General features: G+C 40.1%; 20 protein-coding genes. 5 read left to right on the top strand and 15 right to left on the bottom strand.

The window, feature by feature from the left end; translation table 11 throughout:
* Positions 1 to 87: 87 nt before the first annotated feature.
* On the top strand, positions 88 to 780 hold the full coding sequence (locus CTER_RS04860; RefSeq protein WP_004624175.1) for a hypothetical protein: 693 nt from the start codon (positions 88 to 90) through the stop codon (positions 778 to 780).
* Between the two features lie 153 nt (positions 781 to 933).
* Here CTER_RS04860 and CTER_RS04865 read toward each other — a convergent pair whose 3' ends face one another.
* The 3 genes from CTER_RS04865 to CTER_RS04875 all read right to left on the bottom strand — a co-directional run bounded on the left by CTER_RS04865 (position 934) and on the right by CTER_RS04875 (position 4506).
* On the bottom strand, positions 934 to 2466 hold the full coding sequence (locus CTER_RS04865) for an oxaloacetate decarboxylase subunit alpha (protein ID WP_004624023.1): 1533 nt from the start codon (positions 2464 to 2466) through the stop codon (positions 934 to 936).
* 36 nt (positions 2467 to 2502) lie between these two features.
* Positions 2503 to 2877 carry a biotin/lipoyl-containing protein gene (locus CTER_RS04870; protein WP_004624249.1) on the bottom strand — a complete coding sequence of 125 codons (375 nt, stop codon included), beginning with the start codon at positions 2875 to 2877 and terminating at the stop codon, positions 2503 to 2505.
* A 78-nt stretch (positions 2878 to 2955) separates the two neighbouring features.
* Entirely contained in the window at positions 2956 to 4506 is a 1551-nt protein-coding gene (locus CTER_RS04875; protein ID WP_004624200.1) for an acyl-CoA carboxylase subunit beta, read from the bottom strand.
* Between the two features lie 309 nt (positions 4507 to 4815).
* Here CTER_RS04875 and sigI point away from each other — a divergent pair, with 309 nt between their 5' ends.
* Both sigI and CTER_RS04885 read left to right on the top strand, forming a co-directional pair.
* Positions 4816 to 5577, top strand: coding sequence for an RNA polymerase sigma-I factor (sigI, locus tag CTER_RS04880; RefSeq protein WP_242834930.1), 762 nt, complete (start codon positions 4816 to 4818; stop codon positions 5575 to 5577).
* Between the two features lies 1 nt (position 5578).
* Positions 5579 to 6763, top strand: a complete 1185-nt coding sequence (locus tag CTER_RS04885; protein WP_004624058.1) for an anti-sigma factor domain-containing protein — start codon at positions 5579 to 5581, stop codon at positions 6761 to 6763.
* 407 nt (positions 6764 to 7170) lie between these two features.
* Here the strand turns inward: CTER_RS04885 and mnmM are convergent, their stop codons facing one another.
* The gene (gene mnmM, locus CTER_RS04890; RefSeq protein ID WP_004624037.1) at positions 7171 to 7737 is read right to left on the bottom strand and encodes a tRNA 5-(aminomethyl)-2-thiouridylate-methyltransferase MnmM; all 567 of its coding nucleotides are present in this window, start codon (positions 7735 to 7737) and stop codon (positions 7171 to 7173) included.
* 306 nt (positions 7738 to 8043) lie between these two features.
* On the opposite strand from mnmM, the gene CTER_RS04895 reads away from it, so the two are divergent.
* Positions 8044 to 8535: a DUF5362 domain-containing protein gene (locus CTER_RS04895; RefSeq protein ID WP_004624239.1), complete on the top strand. Its 492-nt coding sequence runs from the start codon at positions 8044 to 8046 to the stop codon at positions 8533 to 8535.
* Here CTER_RS04895 and CTER_RS04900 read toward each other — a convergent pair.
* The 5 genes from CTER_RS04900 to CTER_RS04920 all read right to left on the bottom strand — a co-directional run bounded on the left by CTER_RS04900 (position 8532) and on the right by CTER_RS04920 (position 11809).
* The gene (locus tag CTER_RS04900) at positions 8532 to 9245 is read right to left on the bottom strand and encodes a pseudouridine synthase (protein ID WP_004624108.1); all 714 of its coding nucleotides are present in this window, start codon (positions 9243 to 9245) and stop codon (positions 8532 to 8534) included. The genes CTER_RS04895 and CTER_RS04900 overlap by 4 nt on opposite strands.
* Before the next feature lie 99 nt (positions 9246 to 9344).
* Entirely contained in the window at positions 9345 to 9803 is a 459-nt protein-coding gene (gene ytfJ / locus CTER_RS04905) for a GerW family sporulation protein (protein ID WP_004624185.1), read from the bottom strand.
* Positions 9751 to 10113 (bottom strand): DUF2953 domain-containing protein, encoded by a 363-nt coding sequence (locus tag CTER_RS28710; RefSeq protein WP_242834931.1) that lies wholly within the window; start codon positions 10111 to 10113, stop codon positions 9751 to 9753. Before CTER_RS28710 ends, ytfJ begins: the two co-directional genes overlap by 53 nt.
* 325 nt (positions 10114 to 10438) lie before the next feature.
* The gene (gene scpB, locus CTER_RS04915) at positions 10439 to 10999 is read right to left on the bottom strand and encodes an SMC-Scp complex subunit ScpB (protein WP_004624012.1); all 561 of its coding nucleotides are present in this window, start codon (positions 10997 to 10999) and stop codon (positions 10439 to 10441) included.
* The gene (locus CTER_RS04920; protein ID WP_004624112.1) at positions 11000 to 11809 is read right to left on the bottom strand and encodes a segregation and condensation protein A; all 810 of its coding nucleotides are present in this window, start codon (positions 11807 to 11809) and stop codon (positions 11000 to 11002) included.
* A 200-nt stretch (positions 11810 to 12009) separates the two neighbouring features.
* Here CTER_RS04920 and CTER_RS04925 point away from each other — a divergent pair, with 200 nt between their 5' ends.
* Positions 12010 to 12642: a site-2 protease family protein gene (locus tag CTER_RS04925; RefSeq protein WP_004624025.1), complete on the top strand. Its 633-nt coding sequence runs from the start codon at positions 12010 to 12012 to the stop codon at positions 12640 to 12642.
* A gap of 13 nt (positions 12643 to 12655) precedes the next feature.
* Here CTER_RS04925 and CTER_RS04930 read toward each other — a convergent pair whose 3' ends face one another.
* From CTER_RS04930 to rnhA, 6 genes are all read right to left on the bottom strand, one after another.
* A complete protein-coding gene (locus CTER_RS04930; protein ID WP_242834935.1) occupies positions 12656 to 13867 on the bottom strand; it encodes a D-alanyl-D-alanine carboxypeptidase family protein in 1212 nt (403 codons plus the stop codon).
* Positions 13868 to 14055: 188 nt separating this feature from the next.
* Positions 14056 to 15384 (bottom strand): pyrimidine-nucleoside phosphorylase, encoded by a 1329-nt coding sequence (locus tag CTER_RS04935; protein WP_004624090.1) that lies wholly within the window; start codon positions 15382 to 15384, stop codon positions 14056 to 14058.
* Positions 15385 to 15728: 344 nt separating this feature from the next.
* The gene (gene xerD, locus CTER_RS04940) at positions 15729 to 16613 is read right to left on the bottom strand and encodes a site-specific tyrosine recombinase XerD (protein ID WP_004624103.1); all 885 of its coding nucleotides are present in this window, start codon (positions 16611 to 16613) and stop codon (positions 15729 to 15731) included.
* A gap of 173 nt (positions 16614 to 16786) precedes the next feature.
* Positions 16787 to 17419: a stage II sporulation protein M gene (gene spoIIM / locus CTER_RS04945; protein WP_004624008.1), complete on the bottom strand. Its 633-nt coding sequence runs from the start codon at positions 17417 to 17419 to the stop codon at positions 16787 to 16789.
* 85 nt (positions 17420 to 17504) lie between these two features.
* Entirely contained in the window at positions 17505 to 18056 is a 552-nt protein-coding gene (locus CTER_RS04950) for an NUDIX domain-containing protein (protein ID WP_004624217.1), read from the bottom strand.
* A gap of 71 nt (positions 18057 to 18127) precedes the next feature.
* Positions 18128 to 18574, bottom strand: a complete 447-nt coding sequence (rnhA, locus tag CTER_RS04955; RefSeq protein WP_004624130.1) for a ribonuclease HI — start codon at positions 18572 to 18574, stop codon at positions 18128 to 18130.
* Between the last annotated feature and the right edge of the window lie 119 nt (positions 18575 to 18693).

Below are 18693 nucleotides of genomic sequence, written 5' to 3' on the forward strand. Positions count from 1 at the left end.
GCAACTTATTTTTTCTCCGGTAAACATATTAATCTGAAACTTACCAATACTATAATAACAATAGAAACTTACAAACATGGGGTACTTATGATCCAGATCGATGACGCAGGCAGCGGAAGTTTTGTGGGAGGAACCTGTATCGGGTTTTACCGTCCTGAAACCAATGAATATTATTTTGACATTATACCTGTTGAATTATATGCCATAGACAACTTTAAAAAAAAGCTTTACCTGGACAATGTTGTTGAAATAGCGAAAAAGGCTTTTAAGGCACTGAAGGTCAATCAGCATGAAACAATTGAAATCTGCCGCGGCTATATGTTTGAAAAGCTGAAGCCCTGGCTTACGGATAATGGTTTTTGCTGGTATGTTACCCAGATAACCGGAAGGATTCAGGAAGTGGTTGAAAAAAATTTTGAGCTCTATACCATTAAGCTTGGATTACCCGAAGAATATATCAAATACACCCGCTATCCCTTCCATTTCCACAAGCTGCTCAGATGGGTTTTGTCTGACTACAGCAACAGGATACCGCTGTGCAAGGTTGGCTGGAAGAGCTGGCAGAAGCTTAAGGACATAACTCCTTCCATTTCATACGCCAAAATGGAGCATGTAAATTATTACTGTCTAAAATGCGGCAAACGTATCAGGAAGGGTTCAAACGTAGCAGTTCTGAAATTTTACAGCAATCAGCTGAACTATATTTATTTGCACAAAGGCTGTGAGGTTCAGCATCTGAAAGCCGGCGACGCGGCTATGCCGGCCCAACCCCTGCGGTAAATTGTTCTTTCGGGTATCCAATCCCACATATTATACCCGTCCGGCCGAACACAAAAACCACCGTCATACTTTTCTTGCAATGACGGCAGTTTTTGTGTTTTGGATATATTTGTTTGGGATATATTTATGAAATAATATTGCAAATTTTTCGGTTTATAGTTTGGTTCTGAATCTTTCCAGCATACCGTACAGGCCCCATCTGTTCTGACTATCCAGTCTGGAAATATTGCCCACCGCATACTGTCTCCCGTCTCTGGCACCCATATCGGCCACAACTGCGGATATGGCGGCAACCACCTCAGGGTTTATTCCTTCAGCCTTTTGAGCAGGAGCAGCGGCCGTCTGACGGTCCTCTATCCTCTGTTTGAAGAACTTCTCGGCAACCTGCGGCAGCATTGCGTATGAGAGAATATCCTCTTCCTGCTCCATATATTCATGGGCAGTATCCTTTATCTTTTCCAGCTCCGGCTCAATAAGATCGGCAGGTCTGCAGGTTATGGGCTGTTCATCCCCAAGGATTTTTTTACGGATTTCTTCACTGACAGGTGCGGGCGTTTTGCCGTATTCGCCTTTAACAATACCTTTGGATTCCTTTGGAACCATCTTGTATCTTTCACCGGTTATAACATTGAGCACAGCCTGTGTTCCAACGATCTGGCTGGTTGGAGTTACAAGGGGGGGATACCCGAAGTCCTCTCTCACCCGCGGTACTTCCTTGAGCACCTCTTCATACTTATCAAGCGCATTTGACTGCTTCAGCTGTGAAACCAGGTTTGAAAGCATCCCACCCGGAACCTGATAAATAAGCGCATTGACATCAACTCCCATAACTTTAACATCAAGGAGTCCGCTTTCAATATATTTCTCCTTCAAAGGTCTGAAGTAATCTGCTATTTCACTTAATTTGGCAAGATCCAACCCGGTGTCGAAAGGTGTGTCCTTAAGGGTCGCAACCAAAGGTTCGGTAGGTGGCTGTGAAGTTCCCATAGCCATAGGCGATATGGCGCAATCCACAATATCCACTCCTGCTTCAATTGCCTTAATATAGGTCATTGAAGCCACACCGCTGGTATAGTGAGTGTGCAGCTGGATAGGAATTTTCACATTGTCCTTTAAAGCCTTAACCAGCTCATATGCCTGATATGGAACCAAAAGTCCGGCCATGTCCTTTATACATATTGAGTCGGCTCCCATGCCTTCTATCCTCTTTGCATCCTTTACAAAGAGTTCCAGACTGTGCACAGGGCTTACGGTGTAGCATATACATCCCTGGGCATGACCGCCTTCCTTTTTGCATGCCTTTATGGCTGTTTCTATGTTTCTGGGATCGTTCAGGGCATCAAATATTCTCATTATATCCATGCCGTTGGCAATGGCCTTTTGTATGAAATATTCAACCACATCATCTGCATAATGCTTGTATCCGAGAAGGTTCTGACCTCTCAGCAGCATCTGCAGCGGTGTTTTCCTTGCTACTGCTTTTATTTTTCTGAGTCTCTCCCAGGGATCTTCATTCAAGAATCTCATAGATGCATCAAAAGTAGCTCCGCCCCATGCTTCCAGTGAATGATAGCCGATATCATCAAGTTTTTCGACAATGGGAAGCATATCTTCGGTTCTCATCCTGGTAGCTATAAGTGACTGATGTGCATCTCTTAATACTGTTTCAGTAATTCTTACTCCCATACCTATCTCCTCTTCTATTATTCAAGTTGGCCCCGGTCAAGCTATAGTTACCATTACTTCACCGGCAGTGACAGACTTGCCTGTTTCAACATTCAACGCAGCAACCTTGCCGTCGGCAGGGGAAACTATTTCATTTTCCATTTTCATAGCTTCCAGTATCAATAATACCTGGCCCTTTTTAACAGTATCTCCGGCAGCAACTTTTACTTTAAGCACAGTTCCGGGCATTGGAGCAGCCACATCTCCCGCGCTTGCCACGGCAGGTTGTGCTGTCTTTACAGCTTGACGTCCTGCTGTTCCCTTGGCCCTGGGCTTTACGGCTGCCGGAGCCATGGGAGCGCTTGGACCGCCTATCTCCTGCACTTCCACTTCATATGGGTTTCCGTTTACCTTGATTATATATTTACTCATAGTAGTAAATCCCTCCATACAGATTTCATAATTTACACATATTTATTGTCAAACTGTCATTGCAGTTAAAAGCTTATTTTAAAGAGGAATATTCCCGTGCTTCTTTGCAGGCCTGTTTTCCCTCTTTGTATTCAACATTTCCAGAGCCATGACGATCTTTGCTCTGGTTTCAGCAGGTTCTATAACATCATCAATATAGCCTCTTGCAGCAGCAACATATGGATTTGAGAATTTATCCCTGTACTCGGCAATTTTTTCCTTCCTTGTTTCGGCTGGGTTTTCAGATGCGGTTATATCCTTTTTGAATATGATATTTGCAGCACCGTCAGGTCCCATAACGGCTATTTCTGCCGAAGGCCATGCAAATACCATGTCGGCGCCGATTGTTTTGCTGTTCATTGCTATATATGCACCGCCGTATGCTTTTCTCAATATTACATTTACCTTTGGAACAGTTGCCTCCGAGAAAGCATAAAGCAGCTTTGCACCATGCCTTATGATACCGTTGTGCTCCTGAGCCACACCCGGCAGGAAGGCCGGTACGTCGGTCAAAGTTACCAGCGGAATATTGAAGGCATCACAGAAGCGCACAAATCTGGCCGCCTTATCGGCAGCATTCATGTCCAGTGAACCTGCCATGATCTTTGGCTGGTTTGCAATAATGCCTACGGATTTTCCGTTCAATCTTCCGAAGCCTATTATTATATTCTGTGCAAAAGCACCGTGAATTTCCATGAAATCGCCGTCATCAACTATTTCTTCAATAATTCCGTACATATCATAGGGCTTGTTGGATTCTTCCGGAATTATTTCATTCAGACTTTCAATTATTCTGCCGGCGCTGTCAGCAGTACCGTAGTACAGAGTGTCTGAAACATTATTGTCGGGAATAAAGCTCAGCAGCCTCTTGATATCTTCAATGCATTCTTCCTCATTTGCAGACTTGAAGTGAGCCACACCGCTTACAGCAGTGTGAACATCGGCGCCGCCCAGCTTTTCCACAGATACGTCTTCTCCTGTGACGGATTTGATTACCTGCGGGCCTGTGATGAACATCTGGCTTGTGTTTTCAACCATGAATATGAAGTCGGTAATTGCGGGCGAATATACGGCACCGCCGGCACAGGGTCCCATTATAACCGATATTTGCGGGATTACACCTGATGCAAGAGTATTTCTATAGAAAATATCACCATAACCTGAAAGAGCATCCAGACCTTCCTCAATCCTGGCTCCGCCCGAATCGTTTATTGCGATGAATGGAGCTCCCATTTTTACAGCCATATCCATTACTTTTGTTATTTTCCTTGCATGCATTTCACCCAATGAACCCCCGATTACGGTAAAATCCTGGGATGCGACAAATACCTTTCTTCCATTTACAGTACCGTAGCCTGTAACAACTCCGTCGCCGGCAAGTTTTTTCTTTTGCATTCCGAAATCAAAGCACCTTGATTCAATAAAAGCATCTATTTCAACAAAGCTGCCTTCATCGAACAACATGTCAATTCTCTCTCTTGCAGAGTATTTGCCTTCGGTATGTCTTTTTTCGATCTTATCCTGTCCACCACCCAAAGCGATAGATGTTTTCATACTTTTCAAGCTTTCAATCTTTTCTTTCTGTGACATATAAACCTCCTTTATGATGTCCATCATAAGAATAAAACGAAATTATTTCATCAACCGGACGGTCGATTTATTACCTTAAAATATTATTAGTTATTATTACCTAGTAATAATTATATATTACCAAAAAAAGTGTGTCAATAGAATTGCTTCTTATTACCCGCTTTTTACCAATTTGAAATGACTTTATTATTATAAATAAACGGTCTATACTTTATGTATACCAGATGCAGATTTTTCTTTAACGCAATCCTTTTTTTACCCACTTAAAATTGCTGCAGGGCTACGAATATTATTACAAGGAGTGAAGTGTTGTTGACTATTTTACATATATTTAATAAATCACGACAAAAACCCGAACCCCTTGGAGAAATTATTAAAACTATCAAAAATGGTGATCAGGAATTAAGGAACAAGTTTATTAATGATTACAACCCTTTCATTATAAAGGTAGTTTCCAAGACCCTCGGCAAGTATGTAGATCTGGAGAATAGTGAAGAATACAGCGTCGGACTTCTTGCTTTCAATGAGGCCATAGATTGCTTTAACGAGAGCAAAAATGCCGGCTTCTTAAGGTTTGCCGAAACAGTCATTAAGAGGCGTCTTATAGATTATCAAAGAAAAAATTCAAAGTATGGCAAAACCTTTCCACTTTCATATTTTGAGAGATATGACGAAGAAGAAAACGTGTTTTACGAAAACAAGTTTTTTACCGTTGATGCTTCCTCCCAGTTCAATAATATTGAAACAAAAGAAGAACTCGCAGCATTCACCGAACGGCTTGCCTCCTTTAACATTGAACTTAAGGAGCTTGTCAAGCTTGCGCCCAAGCACATGGATTCCAAACGGCTGGCCATTAAGATAGCAAGAATACTTGCTCAGAGCAGGGAGCTTTCGGATAAACTTGAAAGAAAAAAAACAATTCCAATGGTGGAGCTTATGAAATTACTGGATGTAAACCATAAAACCGTAGAACGGAACAGAAAATTTATAATTTCGGTTTATATTATTCTTTGCAGCAGGCTTGAAACCCTGCAAGGCTATATTGAGAACGTTGAGAGAGGAGGTAAATGATATGGCGGAATTCAAGGGTTCCATTCTGGAGCTGAATAATAAAAAAGTCATTGTAATGACTGATAAATGCGACTTCATAACAATAAAAAGAACTCCTGACATGTATTTGGGTCAGCAGCTGACGTTCTCTGAAGCAAAGTCTTCAATGAGAACGGGAGGTTACATACGCAATAACATAACTTTTGCCGCAGGTATCCTGGTTCTGGCCCTCCTCTCCGTTTTGTACCTGCAGGTTTTTAACTCCGGTAATGCCTTTGCCTACATAGACGTTGATATAAACCCAAGTATGGAATTTGCCGTGGATAATGCTTCCAGGGTATTAAGTGTCAAAGCTTTAAATTCTGAGGCTGTACCTTTACTCAAAGAGCTTGAACTTAAGGATATGCCTGTTAAGGCGGCAATAGCGAAAGTGCTGGACTCCTCAACGACCTCGGGCTATATAAGTCCTGGTAAAATAAATGAGGTATTGATTTCCGCTGCCCTGGAGTCGGCAAAGAATTCTTCTGCCGCCGATAAGGAAAAGACTTTGTCGGTCATATTGTCCGATATAGAAAGCCTTTCAATTAAAGTAGGCACTGAGGATCTGCATCCAAAAGTGCTGAAGGTCGCTCCCCAGGTGAGAAAAGAAGCAGCTGAGAATAACATCTCCATGGGCAGATATGAATTATATAAGGAAATAACTAAAACCGATAAGGATATAACTATTGAGAAAGCGAAAACCGAACATATTTCTAAAATGCTTGATAAAGCAGTACCTAAAAACACTGAAAAAAAGGACAATGCTAAAAATGTAAACAATTCAAATAATAATAAAAAGGAATACGGCAAAACCAGCATGGAATATACCAAAGTCAGTAAAGCTCATAACCTGAACGGGAAAAATAAGGCATACAAATCATATAAACATGAAACCAGACCTGAGAACAGCAAAGATAAGGATAATGTTAAAGATAAAACCAGTAAAAACAAGGATAAAGCCAGGGATAAGGATGCAATCAGCAGGACAAAGCCTGACCAGCACGGCAGTCAGGGCCATTCCCGGAAATCCGTCAAGCCTGGAGGTAAACACTCTGGTAAGCCTGACAGGCAAGGAAACGGCAATATTGTTAAATCAGGCAGCGCTAAAAAGGTCAACACCGTTCAAAAGGATAATTCAAATAAAACAAACAGTAAAAATTATAAATAATTTTACAGAACTGTTACATATTTTTACGGTTATGTTACGAAATTTACAAGTTAATTACACTTACCTTAAAATTCCTGCATTTTTGCATCTGAAAGTAGATTATTTAATATAATTTAACCAAAGGCAACCATGAAAGGGGATTTTTATGAAAATCAGCAATAAAAAAATCTTTGTGTTTATATTGTCTATAATAATGGTACTTCAACTTACAATGGCAATTACTGCAAAACTGAATTGAGCTTGTCGGCAATCAAATTTTATTTATGGATTACGGCCGGAATATGCTCTAACTCTGCGTATTCCTTTAGATAAATTCTCCGTGTGCAATAAAAGTGGCTATGCCACTTTTATTGCGTGATGTGACTGTTCTGTTTCAATTGTCAAGAAGTGTCGGAAACTTTTTTCTCCTATTTGTTCTTTTCGATGCATATCAATATGGGAGGACAGTTTATCTGATTTACAAAGTCTGTCCTCATTACAGTAAACTGTTTGCAGTCAATTGTCCTGATAAACTCCATTACCTGGTTTTTTTCATCAAAACCGCTGTCTCCTCCGTAATAGACAACTATACTTACTATACCGTGAACGGTTATCAGCTCCATGGAGTTCTTAATTGCTTCTATCGTGGTATTCCCTTTTGTTCCGATAGAGTGGTCTCCTCCGGGAAGATATCCCAGATTGAACATTACAGCCTTTACAGGCTCGCTTATATAATTTTTCATATATTGATGACCGTCGTTAATAAGCTGGACTCTATCTCTCAGCTGCCTGTCTATAAGCTTTTTTTCTGTGGAATTCAAAGCATTTTCCTGAATGTCAAAGGAAAATACTCTTCCCTGTTCACCTACCAGTCCGGCCAGAAAGACAGTATCGTTTCCGTTTCCGGCAGTGGCATCGACTACAAGGTCCCCCTTTTCAACTATACTTTCTACAATCTGGTGTGATTGAGTCAATGAGTTTTTTATTACGCACATTTATGTATGTCCTCCAGCTGGTAGTCTGTAACATCTAAAACGTGTATTGTCCGGCAAGGAAAATTTTCTCAGGACTAGGCGGAGAAGGGCGGAATAATCGCTTTATTCCTACGAAGTACTGCGAAGCAGTGCTTTTCGATAACGCGGTCCTGGGGAAATTTAACCGCCGGCAATATATGAATTTAGATGTTACAGACTACTAGTTCAATTAATTTAAATACTTAACAATTGTCAATTTATTGCGGCTTACAGGCCAGCTATGATATAATCAAAGCACTTAATTATTTTCTTATAAGGAGAGATAGAATGGATAATCAGACAGATATAAACAATCCGGTACAAAATACTCCCCCCGATAATTTGAATCCGAACAATACTTTTTACAGTTCAGCCCATAATAACAATCCCGGCGGTTATCATAACTATAACCCAAACAACTATAATCATGAAAACAGTTTCATGCTGCAGCCTGTTAATCTGGACAGTCTCTCAGGCTGGATGAAGTTTTTCGGTATTTTTACAATAGTTGTAGGTGCACTGACCTGTATCGGAATTATCACGGCAGCAATAGGGGTACCCATGATTCTGGCAGGCATAGGCCTGGTAAATGCCTCAAAAAGTCTGAAAGAATATAAGAATTTCAATAATCAGTTCACACTTAATGATTTTTTCACCCATTTAAACAGGTTTTTCAAGATAAATGGTATTTTAGCTATTATATACATTGTAATTATGGTAATGTATATTGCTTTTTTGCTGATATTTATATTATTGAGCGTTTATTCCTTCGGTTATTAATAAAGACTTTTTACCTCTTCAGGAGTGAGTTTTCTCCACTTGCCTTCGGGCAGATCCTTCAGAGCTATGGGCCCGATTGAAACCCTTTTAAGGGTTAAGACCTGATGGCCTATAGCTTTGCACATTTTACGGACCTGTCTGTTTTTACCCTCATGTACGGTAACTCTTATAACTGCATTTTCTCCCTTTATCTCAAGTATTTCAAGCCTGGCCGGTGAAGTGACATAGTCCTCGATTTCCAGGCCTGCTTCAAACCGTTCCGCCTCGGCTCTGTTTGGCACTCCTGAAATCATAGCCTCATAAACCTTATTAATTTCATGCTTTGGATGGGTAAGCCTGTATGTAAATTCTCCGTCGTTTGTGAGTATGATCAGTCCGGAGGTATCATAATCCAGTCTCCCCACCGGATAAAGGCGGCTTTGTATGTCTTTTACCAGATCTGTAACCGCAGGTCTTCCGAATTGGTCCTTTACAGTTGATACATAACCCACAGGCTTGTTTAAAATAATATAAATTTTGTCGTCGGTTTCCTTATTTGTGACAAGTCTGCCATCCAATGCCACGGTATCATTTTCACCGACAGTTACACCCATGTCTGTAACCGTCTTACCGTTAACAGCTATTCTCCCCTGTCTGATCAGTTCCTCCGAAGCTCTCCTTGAAGCAACCCCGGCATGAGCTAAAAATTTCTGCAATCTCATCTGTGTCATGATATTCCTCAAAATCTGGATTTTTCCCATATGAATTATTTTATTATTCAGGCATAATAACGTCAAGCAAAAAAGCGGGAAAGGCTCCCGCTTTTAAAGTTACTCTTCTTTTTTTACATCCTGTCCCTGGCTTTGGTGTTCTTTTTTCTTACCGCACTCAGCCTTCCTGGACATTTTTTCTTTCAGAAGTTCATTTGCTCTTTCGACCAAATCCGGAACCATATCCAGAATCTTTTCAACAGATGAGTTCACATTAACGGGAAGCAGCTTAATGTGGTTTTGTCCGCAAACCATAAAGGCAACAGGATTGATTGAGACTCCTGCACCGCTGCCGCCTGCAAACGGAAGCTTTTTCCCACCCTCTTCTCCCGAAGAACCGCTGTCTGTGGAATAATCTCCTCCTCCTGCTGCAAAGCCGAAGCTTACTTTGGATATGGGTATTATTACAGTACCGTCAGGAGCCTGGACTGCATCTCCTACAATGGTGTTCACATCCACCATTTCCTTAATACTTTGCATGGCTGTAGTCATTAGACCTTCTATTGGATGATCTGACACCAGCGTCACCACCTTTTCTATTTTTTAAATAAATTTTAATTATTTCTCTCACTATGGATATAATATTTACAATTTTTAGGCTAAATATGCAATCAAAATCTACCTTCCAGACTTTTTCCTTAAAGTCGGCTTCAATTTTGATCTCCTTATCCTCAACGGAAAAATTATTAAACAGCCGGCCGGGTATTAAAGCTGTCAAGTTCCATAACAACCCGTATAAAAGTGCAGTTTGACAGGCATCACCCGTACCTTCCCTTACCTTTAGCTTGAATTTTTTGAGGATGACGCTTCTGTAAAAGAGCTTCAACAAAAGCCAGGCTCCCTTTCGAAGCTGATTGATATCTGTTTTTTTCCGAATTTTTTTCGGCTTATCCCTTTTCTTTTTGTTTTTATTGGCCGGATAAATTGTTATTTTTTTAGTTGGAATTTTTCCAAACAGGTAAATGATAACATAGACATAACACGTCAGGTTGTCCATTTTGAAAATAAAACCTACCGTTAATTTGCACCGCCATATTATTAATATAAGTAATAATATAATTCCCAACACTAAAAAAATAACCAAGAGATATATCACCTCCTGGTTATTTTTGACATATATTTTTTATTTAAATCATTTTACCGTATTTTATTAACTATTTAATATCTTCCTCAATAAGTTCCTCCAGATTTAATTCACTTAAATCCTGTATATCAAGCATTGGCAAATCCCTTATGGATTTGAAGCCGAAGCATTTCAAAAACTCATCGGTGGTTTCATACAACCTGGGTCTTCCGGGTGCTTCAAGTTTTCCGGCTTCCTTTACCAAATTTCTCTCAAGCAGCCTTGTTACGGCACTGTCGGAATTTACTCCTCTTATCTGTTCAATCTTTGCTTTAGTTATAGGCTGATTATAAGCTATTATTGACAGAACTTCATAGGCTGCCTGTGATAATGCCTGTTTCTGCCTTATCTGATAGAGCTTTGATACGTAATCGAAATATTGCGGATTTGAACACATTTGATATTTATCATTTATCTCACGTATGATAATGCCCTTATTTGCCCTGTTATAGTTGTCCATGAAGTTCTTCATCAAGCTTCTTACAGTTTTCTTGTCCAGTTCCAGTATTTCACATATCTTGTCAAGGGACAAAGCATCTCCATAAGAGAAAATCAGACTCTCTATAATGCTTTCAATTGTACTTATATCCATTTAAAACTCCCTCACATTTTCATCAATTTCATTATATAATTCATAATTGCCTTCTTCACTGCTGACATCAGAATTACCGACAATGTGTATATCTGAAAACTGCTGTGTTTGGACGATATTTACCTTTCTCATCTTTGCCAGCTCCAGTACTGCCATAAAACCCGTTACAACTTCTGTCTTCGATTTTGTCTTCAGCGAAAACAACTCCGAAAATTTAAAGGATACCTTGCTCAGGAGCTGTTTAATAACCTCTCTCATTTTACTTCTAAGAGATACCTTCTCATGTTCTATAAGCTTGGTTATGTTCCTGGCGCCTGCATTTATCTTTTTCTTATTCCTGTCAAGTATGGCCAGATACTGCTGCCGGAGTATCTGGGGATCTATTTCAAGTATCTCTTCCCTTACCGGCAGATCAAGTGTTTCAGGGAGCCTGAATACAACTGTTTCCCACTTCTTCTCCAGTTCTTTCAGATCCCTGGTAAATTCCTTGTAACGCTTGTATTCTATAAGGCGTCTGACAAGTTCTTCCCTGGGGTCAAGCTCTTCTTCCTTCTGTTCCTTTTTATCCGGCAAAAGCATTTTTGACTTGATATGCAGAAGTGTCGACGCCATGACAAGAAACTCACTTGCCACCTCCAGGTCAAGCTGCTGCATGGTGTACAAATAATCCAGATATTGATCAGTAATAGTATTTATAGGTATATCATAAATATCTACCTGATTTTTTTCAAATAGATGAAATAACAAATCAAAAGGGCCTTCGAAGTTGTCTAATTTTAAAGTACATGCTTTTGTAAGAGCGCTTTCCATTTCCTCTCCATATGCGTTACCGGCACATGTCCGGCAAATAATAAATACTTGTATTTTCCCAACCAATTAATCTTATCATAAAAGAGGCAATAATTACAATAATATTCAGCCGGTAGACTTTTTTGCCAACATCACGTAAAATATAGTATCAAGACACTGATATTGTGTTGGCAGGCTTTTATAAACTATGGAGGTTATCTATGTTAAGAAATTTAGATCCTATATATATGCTGTTATCCATTCCCGGATTGTTATTGGGCTTTGTCCTGCATGAGTTTGCTCATGCAAAAATGTCTGATGCACTGGGTGATCCAACGCCGAGATCCCAGGGAAGAATTACTCTGGATCCCAGATCACATATTGATATTATCGGTTTTATTGTTATGCTTATTGCAGGTTTTGGCTGGGCAAAACCCGTTATGACAAATCCGAGATTTTATAAAAAACCCAGAAGAGATGATATACTTGTCTCAATTGCCGGTCCGTTGATGAACCTGCTAATTGCCGTTGTTTTTTATGGTTTGACAAAAATACTTTTGCTTTCGAATATTCTGAATAACAACATTGGCAAAAATGTGGCATCCCTGTTGGTGATAACTGCAGGTATAAACGTTGTTCTTTTTGTTCTGAACATGATTCCATTCCCTATGTTTGACGGGTATCATGTCATCTCCAATCTGTTCAATACCTGGAGATACCGTTTTTTCAACCTTCTGGAGCAGTACGGAATGTTTATTTTTATTCTGCTTGCAGTAAGCGGTATGCTGGGAAAAATCATATCCCCGGTTGTTAATGTTGTTAATAACTTCTTAATAAATTTAATTCTATATTAAAAAAGGAGAGCTATTAAGCTCTCCCTATACTGAACCACCTGACCATCAATCTTGTGAAAAGTTTGGAAAATGTTATTTTGTTCACACTTTCATAGGCTACCAGGTCATATCTTCCTACTTCGATGCCATCAATTTTATAAATGATTTCACCAACTTTTTGATCCTTTGTTATTGGTGCTGTCAATTCAGGAACCAGCTTAACTTCCTTTTCAATCTTACCCTTTTCACCCTTGGCTACCAATACGCTGGTATCGCTTCCGTAAGCGGCAGTTGTCTGAAGCTTTGTACCCTTTTTGACTGTTATATTTCCCACCAGTTCACCTTTTTTATCCAGTCCTATCCTTTCATAATTTGCGAAACCGTAATCAAGAAGCTTTCTGGCCTCTGCAAATCTTGTATTGGAATCAGGCTCTCCCAGTACTACCGATATGAGCCTTAAGTTGTTGCGGTTGGTTGTTGCCGCCAGATTGAAGCCTGCCTTGTTTGTAAAACCCGTTTTCAAGCCGTCGGTATTGGCATAAAATCTTATAAGTTTATTTGTATTATCGAGCTTAAAGGTTCCGTTCCTGAAGGTATCCTGCCAGGTTCCGGTAAATTTCAGAACCGTAGGATGCTTCATTACCAGTTCGCGGGACATAAGAGCAATATCATGTGCAGAACTGTAGCCTTCATCATTAAGACCGGTGCAGTCAAGGAACTGTGTGTCTTTCATTCCCAGCTCGGCAGCTTTCCTGTTCATATCTGCAACGAAGGTTTCTTCACTTCCGCTGACCTTTTCTGCAAGAGCAACTGTAACATCATTGGAGGAGTGAATGGCAAGAGCCTTCATCATTTCTGTAACTGTAAACTCTTCTCCGGCCTCAAGGTATGCCTGTGAACCTCCCATTCCGGCCGCATAATCGGAAACACTGACCCTGTCATCAAATGAAAGCTTTCCCGAGTCCACAGCCTCCATGACCAGAAGCATTGACATAACTTTTGTCACACTGGCAATGGGGAGCTTTTCATGGCTGTTTTTTTCATTCAAAATTTTACCTGAGGCTGCATCCATCAAAACAGAGGATTTGGCCTTCAGGTCCAATACATTCGTTTTTGTAATAAGTTTGTTTACCGCAACATCATCATACTTTGCGGATGCTTCAACAGCGGCTTCGTCTGCATCAGCAAATACTGCAGCCGGCATCAGCATAAGAGCTATTATTAATATGTATCCCATTAACGACATTCTTCTCACTAGGGTCCCTCCAATTATTAACTATTCCACAATGGTATATCTGTCCTAGTTAATTGTTATGCAGGACGGTTAGTGTATATTCTGTTATTGGTCAAAATTTTTTTATCCGAAATAAATATATTTGAAATTTATGTAAAGTAGAATAAAGCCCCAATATGATGGGGCAATTGTAATATATGTTAAAAGGTATTGTATTCTACACCGGTGCTGTCTATATAGGCCAGTATCAGCGGCTTTTTCTCAGGCTGGGCATCACTTAGGCCTATGGCCTGCTTCAATAAGCTGCAGGCCTGGGGGATTTTTTCCTCCCTGTTTGTATAAAGGGTAGCTATAACCTCTCCCTTTTCAACTCTGTCGCCCGTCTTCTTATTAAAATATATACCGGCCGCATAATCGATTGTACTTTCCTTGGTTTCCCTGCCCGCTCCAAGCTCCAGAGATGCTACACCGACGGTGTCTGTTTTCATGGTGCTGATATATCCGGCTGTATCGGCCTTATACTCAAACACATGCTTGACCTGCGGAAACAGGCTGTAGTCGTCTATGACTTCTTTTCTTCCACCCTGTCTGGCTATCAATTCTTCAAACTTATTTATTGCCTTTCCGCTTTCCACTGCTTCGCGGACCAGCTCCCGGCAGTGTTCAAAGCTGCCTTTTCCGCTCAGCTCCAGCATTCGTGCCGCCAGCTCAAAGGATACTTCCGCCAGATCCTGCGGGCCTCTGTTCTTAAGAGTTTCCACCGCCTCAATTATCTCCAGTGAATTGCCGACTGCTTTTCCAAGCGGTATATCCATTTCAGTAACAACAGCAACTGTATGCCGTCCTGTGTTCTCACCAATTTTTACCATGGCCTGAGCCAGCTTCACAGAGTCCTCAAGAGTTTTCATAAACGCACCGCTGCCCGTCTTGACATCCAATACAATCCTGTCGGCACCCGATGCCAGCTTCTTACTCATGATGCTGCTGGCAATCAAAGATATGTTGTTTACTGTTGCGGTCACATCCCGCAGGGCATAAATTTTTTTATCGGCAGGGGCTAAGTTTCCTGTCTGACCTGCAATTGCAATACCTATATCCTTTACATTTTGAATAAAAGTCTCTCTGGAAATGCTGGTATTGAATCCGGGGATTGCTTCCAGCTTGTCAATTGTACCGCCTGTATGGCCAAGTCCCCTCCCTGACATTTTTGCAACAGGTATGCCGCAGGCAGCAACAATGGGGCCCAGTATCAGGGTTGTCTTGTCTCCGACCCCTCCTGTACTGTGCTTATCCACCTTTATCCCCGGGATTTCCGACAGGTCTATCATATCTCCCGAATGGGCCATAGCGTCTGTCAGCTGGGCTGTCTCCCGTTCATTCATACCTTTTAAAAAAATTGCCATTAAAAATGCCGCTGCCTGGTAATCCGGAATTTTGTTATTGCAGTATTCGGAAATAAAAAAATTTATTTCTTCCTGTGACAGTTCAAAGCCATCCCGTTTTTTCTCAATTATGTCATACATTCTCATAATTAAATCCCTCCGAATCCCCGGAAAAAGTAAGAAGTACATTTCTCCCATGGTTAAATTATAATATTTCCAACAAGTGAAGCAATTATTAAAAAGGCAAGCCGGCATGTTTCAAAGCAGCCACAGGGCATATTCACCACTCAAAAATGTATTGTACATTGTTAATAGAGGGCATGATGACTTATATGATACTTCCACTTTATACCTCTGTCAATTGTTATATTTATTTCTATAAGGATTTTTCATCGGACCATTATTAAAAGTTAAAATTCCCATACACTAAAAGAAGCCGCGCGGGTTATTTTTCAATAACTATTGCGGCGGCTCTCCGGTTAAGTTTAAATTCATGCTCTGGGATGAGTCTTTTTGTAAATCTCCTTGATTTTGTTTTTTGCTATCTGGGCATAAATCTGTGTTGAGGATATATCCGAGTGACCCAGCATCTCTTGAATGGACCTGAGATCAGCCCCATTCTCCAAAAGGTGTGCGGCAAAGGAGTGTCTTAAAGTATGCGGAGTGATGTCTTTATTTATGTTTGCCTGATTTTTATAATGCTTGATTATCTTCCAGAAACCCTGCCTTGTTAATCTCTTACCATTTACATTTACAAACAGAGCTTCTTCATTTGCATCCTGAATGAGGAAATTCCTGGATTTCAGGAGATACTCATTAACTGCTGCTACTGAAATGGAACCTATGGGTATACTTCTTTCCCTCGTTCCTTTATTGCATTTTATAAATCCAAGATCCAGATTTATATCTATCAGGTTAAGTGAAATGAGTTCAGAAACTCTTATGCCTGTTGCATAAAGCAATTCCAGCATGGCCTTATCCCTGATACCTTTTAAATCAAGGCATTTGGGCTGATCAAGCAATAATTCCACTTCCTGGGTAGACAGTATCTGGGGCAGCTTCTTTTCGACCTTCGGAGATTCAAGCTCAGAAGTTGGATCAATATCTATTATTTTGTTCTTATGCAAAAATTGATAAAAAGACCGTATTGAAGCCAGATTTCTTGAAATAGTTGAGGTTGCCCTTCCTTTCTTTTGAAGATGCAGAAGATATGCTATTACTGTCGTTTTATTCGTTGCAGAAATATTTGCAGCATTTATCTCCCTCAGATATGTAGTGTACTGCTCAATATCCCTTCTGTAGGACTGAAGGGTGTTTAGAGACAATCTCTTATCTCTTTCAAGAAAATTGATAAAATTTTCAACCTGAACTTCCATTAAAAACGACTCCTTTATTTTTAGTTAAGCACGTGTTTACCACTTTTTAAATCGACTTAATCTTTAACCTATATTCTATAACAAATATTTCTATATTTAAAGAACATTTTGTATTTTTTATCTATATTTAACATAATTATTCCATATAATTGTGGATATTTCCAATTTTAGTATTAAATTTTAATTAGTTTTAACGCTCCTGAAGATAAAAATGCCTCAACAAGTGTAGCAATTAAAATAAAAAACGAAAAAAATGCGGCTACAAAACTATATGGCATTATCTTTTGCTTAACTCCCGTATCCTGAGGTCCGTTTTTTTTGAGCCAGGTTTTAAAAAAGTTACCTGACAGTTTCATACCATTAACACCAAGTGCAAGCAGGCATGGAACCAATATTATTTCTTTTGGAACAAAGCAGATGGAAGATATCAGAACACCTTTTGTCCCCAAAACCCCCATTATGATACCCGAGCTGAAACCGGTGCTGAACCCTCTCATGCCAATTACAACGTAATACATCGGTACTCCGATGACCGTCAGCCCAAGCAGCCAAAATAAACCAACCAGCTTTAAATTATCCAGCAATGATGTCTTAAATAAGTTTATCTGACTGAAATTGTCATTGTCCAAAAGTTTTAAAAATCCGTTAAAAAATGTGACCATTTCATCCTTTTGCTGAAAATCCAGATCATTTACCGAGGCTGCTCCCAGAACAATACCAATTATATAAAACAGAAACAAGCTCAAATACATTATTTTATTGTTCTTGATATAGTCCTTGATAACATTGCCCGTATTCTTTAACATCGTGTGTTCCTCCGGCATCTTTTATCTTTTTTGATGTAAAAAGTCTTTTACATTAAAATATATGCCGGATAAACATAAGATATTACTATAACCGTTTTTCTTCTCTTAATTTTCTTTCAGCCAGCAGTACGCCAATGATGGTTTTAGCATCGGTTATCCTGTGTTCAAGTATCATGTTGACCAGTTCGGAAACATGAATTTTCTCAACATCCAAAAACTCATCCTCATCTGTACAGGCTTCACCTTGTGTTAACCCTGTGGCAGTGTACATATGGATGACCTCATTACAAAAACCGGGTGTAGTGTGGATGCTGATTAAATGCTCCACCTTCTCAGCTCTTAACCCTGTTTCCTCCATCAGTTCCCTTTCGGCACACACCTTTGGATCTTCTCCCACAGAATCCAGCTTTCCGGCAGGCAGCTCAAGCGTTGTCAGGTCAAGCGGCTTTCTGAACTGCTTTACCATGTAGAGCTCCCCATTTTCATTAATGGGTACAACAACTGATGCACCTGGATGCAAAACTATATCCCTGGTAGCTTCCTTCCCATTTGACAGAGTTACTGTAAGATTTTGAACCTTAATAATATTTCCTTTATAAATATCCTCTGTTTTAATTGTCTTTTCAAAGTATTCCATGTTTTAAACCTCCATCTTTTGATATATCAGCTAGTAACCATTATTTTATTTTGCGCCCTGTTGTCCGATATTTACTGCCTTACCGCCGCTTTCTTGATTTCATCGGTAGCAAGCTTGTCACACCGGTTGTTCATTTCATTATCTGCATGCCCTTTTACCTTTATCCAATTTATTTTGTGATAATCGGATAAACGTATAAGTTCTTTCCAGAGCTCAATATTTTTTACTTCTTCATTTTTATTCCGCTTCCAGCCTGTTTTAATCCATTTGTCAATCCAGCCCTGTGTAAAGGCATTTATCAGATAAGCGCTGTCGCTGTATAAATTAACACTGCAAGGTTCCTTTAGCCTTTTCAGCGCCTCGAGAGCGGCTGTCAGCTCCATCTTGTTGTTTGTTGTCGATTCTTCATAACCTGACATCTCTATTTTATGTTCTCCATATATCAGCACCGCACCCCAGCCACCTGCGCCCGGATTACCTGAGCATGCTCCATCTGTGTATATTTCGACCTGCTTCATATTAACCTCCATGAGCCACATTTGTGGCCACAAAATGTAATGAAAACTTATATCCTTTATCGCAATGTGGCGAATAAAGGAGGTTAATTGGCCATGTGCGCTTTCAAAGTATTGCGAAA

The organism is Ruminiclostridium cellobioparum subsp. termitidis CT1112 (assembly GCF_000350485.1).
GTDB classification, from domain to species: domain Bacteria; phylum Bacillota; class Clostridia; order Acetivibrionales; family DSM-1351; genus Ruminiclostridium; species Ruminiclostridium termitidis.